Source organism: Pseudomonas sp. BF-B-15 (assembly GCF_019946675.1).
Taxonomy (GTDB): domain Bacteria; phylum Pseudomonadota; class Gammaproteobacteria; order Pseudomonadales; family Pseudomonadaceae; genus Aquipseudomonas; species Aquipseudomonas migulae.
The window spans coordinates 1-4,930 of the sequence record NZ_JAGYFZ010000187.1 but is presented as its reverse complement, the minus strand read 5'-3'; the positions used below and the strand labels follow the sequence as shown (position 1 = coordinate 4,930).

Below are 4,930 nucleotides of genomic sequence, written 5' to 3'. Positions count from 1 at the left end.
AGAGCCAGGTCGGCTTTCAGGCCGCCTCGGCGGCTGTGGCGGTAGTCGCCCCCTCGAGAGGCCGAGTGGAGGTTCTGCGCAGTGGGCAACCCGGCATGGATGCCGGGTTAGCCGCCCCCGGCCATGGATGGCCGATGGCGGCGGGCCCACGGAGCAGGACCGGAGCGAGGGCATGGCGAGCATTAGCGAGCCACCGAACGAAAGGGGCAAAAGCGCTTTGGTTACTTTGGGGCTTTTCCAAAGTGACTCGCCGTAAGGGCGAAACCAATAGCCGCCGTTACCGAAGTAACGGATATATACGCATACCCAAAGGCCTACTTACTCAAAGCATGCTCAGCCCGCACCGAATTCATAAACGCCTGCATCGCCGAAGACTGAATACGATGACGCCGGGTAATCAACCCATACGGCGGCAACCGCGCTTCAAACTTGATCGGCAACACCGCCAGCAAATCACGCCCCGGATAATCCTCGACCACCGACACCGGCGTGACGCCGAGCATGTCGGTCTGCTGGATCAACGACAGCAAGGTCATGATCGACGTGGTTTCAACAATACTGCTGGGAATGTCGACCCGCGCATTGTGAAACACCTGATTGATGATCGCGCGCATCGGGCTCGGTTGCTGTTGCAACACCCACGTCATGTTCTGTAATTCCGCCCAGCTCAGGTTTTTCTCCCGCGCCAATGGATTCTGCGCACCGGCAATCACGCACAGCTCCTCTTCACCCAAACTATCGAACAGCAATTCTTCGGCCCGCGCACCCGCCGGAATCCGCCCCAACACAATGTCGAGCTGATCCTGCAACAGTGCCTGCACCAGTACATCACTGGTGTCGACCTGAATGCTCATCGACAACCGTGGATGGCTTTTCTTCAAGGTGGCGATGGTGCGAGTCAGCAACCCCGAGGCCAACGCCGGAATCGCCCCGACGGCGACTCGCCCGAGGTTGCCGGATTCCAGGGCGACCAGTTCTTCACGCATGCCGCTGAGTTCGGCAAACACCATGCGCGCGTAGTAGATGACGGTCTCCCCGAACGGGGTAGAGCGCATGCCCCGAGGCAGACGTTCGAAGAGTTCGACGCCGAGCAAGTCCTCGGCCTCGTGCAACATCTTGGTCGCCGCCGGTTGAGTCATGCCGATGTGGTCGGCGGCGCGGCGCAGTGAGCCGAGTTCCTGCAACGCCAGCATCAACCGCAATTGGCGCAGACGCAGTCGACTGTGGATCACATTGGCATCAGGAATTCGGGTCATGGGCCGCGCTCGCGAAAAAGACTGCGGCAAGCCTGACAACAAATGTCAGGCGTTGCCAGCATTGCTGTGTCACAGCACCGATTTGGTCTTGGCGACGTGGGGTTTGCGCAGGCCCATCAGGCTGCTCAACCCTTTGGAAATCAGCGGCCAGAACAGCATCAGCAGCGCCGCCGTGGTCAGGCTGCCCACCAGCGGGTTGGACCAGAAAATCCCCAAGTGGCCGTCAGAAAACAGCATCGATTGACGGAACGCGTCCTCAGCCTTGTCGCCCAGCACTGCCGCCAACACCAGCGGCGCAATCGGGTAACCGAGTTTCTTGAACAAGTAACCCAGCGCGCCGAAGCCCAGCATCAGCACCACGTCGAAGAACGAGTTGTGCACCGAGTAGGCACCGATGGCGCAAACCATGATGATGATCGGCGCAATGATCGAGAACGGAATGCGCAGGATCGAAGCGAACAGCGGCACGGTGGCCAGCACCACGATCAGGCTCACCACGTTGCCCAGGTACATGCTCGCAATCAGGCCCCAGACAAAATCGTGCTGCTCGACGAACAACGTCGGGCCAGGGTGCAAGCCCCAGATCATCAAGCCACCGAGCATCACCGCTGCCGTAGCGGAACCGGGAATGCCCAAGGTCAGCATCGGTAGCAGGGCGCTGGTGCCGGCGGCGTGGTCAGCGGTTTCCGGGGCGATCACGCCTTCGAGTTCACCCTTGCCGAAGTTCTCGCGATTCTTCGAGAAACGCCGCGCCAGGCTGTAGCTCATGAACGAGGCAGCCGTCGGGCCGCCGGGCGTGATGCCCATCCAGCAACCGACCAGCGTGCTGCGCACAATCGTCCACCAGTAACGCGGCAACTTGGCCCAGGTACGCAGAATCACCATCGGTGTAATGCGCGCATGCTCGCCGCGAAACACCAGGCCTTCCTCGACCGTGCAAAGGATTTCGCCGATGCCGAACAGTCCGATCACCGCCACTTCGAAGCTGATGCCCGTCATCAGGATCGGCTGGTCGAAGGTCAGGCGCAGGTTGCCGGATACGGTGTCCATGCCGACCGCCGCCATGGCGAAACCGATCATCATCGCCACCACGGTTTTCAGCGGCGGGTTCTTGCTCATGCCGATGAAGGTGCAGAACGCCAACAGGTACACCGCGAAGAACTCCGGTGAACTGAACGACATGGCGAATGCGGCGATCTTGGTCGACAGGAACGTCAGCAACAACACCCCGGCCAATGCGCCGATCAGTGCCGAACTGAAGGCGGCGGTGAGGGCTTCGGCGGCGCGACCTTCGCGGGCCATCGGGTAGCCGTCGAAGGTCGTTGCCACCGAGGAGGGCTCACCGGGGATGTTGAACAGGATCGAGGTGATCGAGCCGCCGAACAACGCGCCCCAATACATGCACGACAGCAGAATGATCGCCGACACCGGCGACATGGTGAACGTCAGCGGCAGCAACAACGCCACGCCGTTGGGGGCACCGAGGCCGGGCAGTACGCCAACCAGAATGCCCAGCAGCACGCCGATCACCATCAGGCCGATGTGGCCCGGGGTCAGGATCAGGTTCATGCCTTGCAGCAGGGAATCGAACTCGCTCATTTGAAATTTCTCCCGACCAGGGCAATCCAGTCGCCCATCGGGCCGGCATCCAGCGGGACCTTGAACCACAGCGCGAAAATCAGGTAACTGGCCAGCACCGCGCCAAGGGACACGCTGCCGATCATCAGTTTGCCGTAAGGCTTGGCGCGGACCTTGTCACGCCACATGAACCAGGCGATGAAGCAGGCCGACGCCACGTAGATGCCGGTGAACGGCATGGCGCCCACGAACAGCGCAATCGGGATGAACACCGATAGCACTTGCTTGAACGCACTGCGGCTGACGAATGCAATGCTCAGGGCGTGCCAGCGCACCAGGGTCAACACGCCGTTGGCCACGCTTGCGGCGCTGAGCATCAGGCCGATGTAGAAGGGGAAGTAACCCGGCTCGGGGCCGGAATCGCCCCAGCCGATACCTTGTTCGACACTGCCGAACATCACCACCACGCCGATCAGCGCGGTGAAGACGGTCAGGCCGAGTTCGACCCAGCGGGTACCGACCAGTGCCGGTGAATCCGAAGAATGGGACATGAAGACACCTCCAGAGGTGACGGCCGTGCGCAGGCGGACGGCCGTCGGCAACTCAGTTTTTCAGCCAGCCGGCTTCTTTGAACACCGGGGTGACGCGGGCGGTGTCTTTCTCAATGTAGGCGGTCAGCGGCTCGCCTTCGAGGAAGGTGGGCACCAGTGCGTTCTGTTTGACGTAGGCCTTGAACTCCGGGGTTTCGGTGACTTTGCGCATCAGCTCGACATAGAACGCCCGTTGCTCGGCGGTGACTTCGCCGGGCATGAACACGGTGCGCGGGAAGCGGTACTGATCGATGCCCAGGCCCTGTTCGTGACAGGTCGGCACGTCGGCCCAGGATTTGTCGCCGGCGACTTTCTCGGTGTAGCTCATGCGCTCTTTACTGAACACGCACAGCGGCTCGACCTGATCACCGCGCCATTGGCTGATGCTTTCGCTGGGGTTGTTGACGTTGGCGGCGATGTGTTTGCCGGCCAGTTGGGTCGCGGCTTCGCTGCCGCTCTTGAACGGGATGTACACCAGTTTGCTGTTAGTGGTCTGGTTCAACAGCAAGGTGAGGGTCTGGTCCACGTCCTTGGACTGGCTGCCGCCCATGCGCAGGTTCGACGGGTCAGCCTTGACCGCTTCGTAGAAGCCCTTGGCGTCCTTCCACGGTGCGTCTTTGTAGCTCCAGAGAATGAAATCGTCCTCGGCCACGGCGGCGATGGGGGTCAGTTCCTGCCATTGGTAGCCGAGCTTGGACACCAGCGGCAACAAGTAGATGTTGTTGGTGCCGATCACCAGTTTTTCCGGATCGCCCTTGTTCATTTTCAGGTCGAGGAAAGCTTCGGCGCCATTGCCGCCGCCCTTGTTGAGGACGATGGTATTCACGTCGAGCAGCTTGTGGGTGGTGATGATCGACTGGATCAAACGGCCGAGCTGGTCGGTGCCACCACCGGGACCGCCAGCGACGACGATTTCGACGTTCTTGTCTGGTTGCCAGGCTGCATGAGCGAGAGCGGGAAGGGCGCCGGCGGCGACCAGCGTGCAGCCAAGAAACAGACGGGATGTACGACGGACGAATGCATTTCGCATGGAAGGGCCTCGTTTTTGTAGTTGTTATGAGTGACTTGTCTGAGCGGTAAAGCTGCAAGCCTGGCCCGAGTGTGGGAAGCCGCAGGCGTCGCGTCTAGTCAAAACAATACATACACCGATAGCCTGGGGTTATAGCTCGGGACGGGAAAAATCGTGAAGATCGCCGCAGGCCTTGCGCCAGAGCAGTTTGAGTGGAAAGTGTGTGCAGGCCTTATTCATTGAAAGCCCCCTGAAAGCAGGGCATGACATAACCCGAGGCTATCGCCTTATTTCAAGTTTTGATTAGACGGTTATCAGTGAGCCTTCGATAGTGCTCACCAATGCCGTGAAAACGCGGCAAAACGCGAACCCTGTAGGAGCCGGCTTGCCGGCGATGGCGAAATGTCAGGCGCCATCAATATCGATTGATGCACCGCAATCACTGTAGGAGCCGGCTTGCTGGCGATAGCGGTGGGTCAGGCGCTATCAATGTTGAC

Annotated in this window: 4 protein-coding genes; all 4 read right to left on the bottom strand. The window is 60.4% G+C overall.

The features are described from left to right. Positions 1-314 precede the first annotated feature (314 nt). Entirely contained in the window at positions 315-1,256 is a 942-nt protein-coding gene (locus KGA97_RS29020; RefSeq protein WP_008029067.1) for a LysR family transcriptional regulator, read from the bottom strand. 69 nt (positions 1,257-1,325) lie between these two features. Further along, positions 1,326-2,855 carry a tripartite tricarboxylate transporter permease gene (locus tag KGA97_RS29015; protein WP_192225918.1) on the bottom strand — a complete coding sequence of 510 codons (1,530 nt, stop codon included), beginning with the start codon at positions 2,853-2,855 and terminating at the stop codon, positions 1,326-1,328. Beyond that, positions 2,852-3,385 carry a tripartite tricarboxylate transporter TctB family protein gene (locus KGA97_RS29010; protein WP_223481960.1) on the bottom strand — a complete coding sequence of 178 codons (534 nt, stop codon included), beginning with the start codon at positions 3,383-3,385 and terminating at the stop codon, positions 2,852-2,854. The genes KGA97_RS29015 and KGA97_RS29010 overlap by 4 nt, the downstream gene beginning before the upstream one ends. Positions 3,386-3,437: 52 nt before the next feature. Beyond that, on the bottom strand, positions 3,438-4,454 hold the full coding sequence (locus KGA97_RS29005) for a Bug family tripartite tricarboxylate transporter substrate binding protein (protein WP_207286669.1): 1,017 nt from the start codon (positions 4,452-4,454) through the stop codon (positions 3,438-3,440). Between the last annotated feature and the right edge of the window lie 476 nt (positions 4,455-4,930).

Coding starts and splice junctions, on each gene's coding strand:
- KGA97_RS29005 (WP_207286669.1), bottom strand. CDS start 4,454: ATGCGAAATGCATTCGTCCGTCGTACATCCCGTCTGTTTCTTGGCTGC.
- KGA97_RS29020 (WP_008029067.1), bottom strand. CDS start 1,256: ATGACCCGAATTCCTGATGCCAATGTGATCCACAGTCGACTGCGTCTG.
- KGA97_RS29015 (WP_192225918.1), bottom strand. CDS start 2,855: ATGAGCGAGTTCGATTCCCTGCTGCAAGGCATGAACCTGATCCTGACC.
- KGA97_RS29010 (WP_223481960.1), bottom strand. CDS start 3,385: ATGTCCCATTCTTCGGATTCACCGGCACTGGTCGGTACCCGCTGGGTC.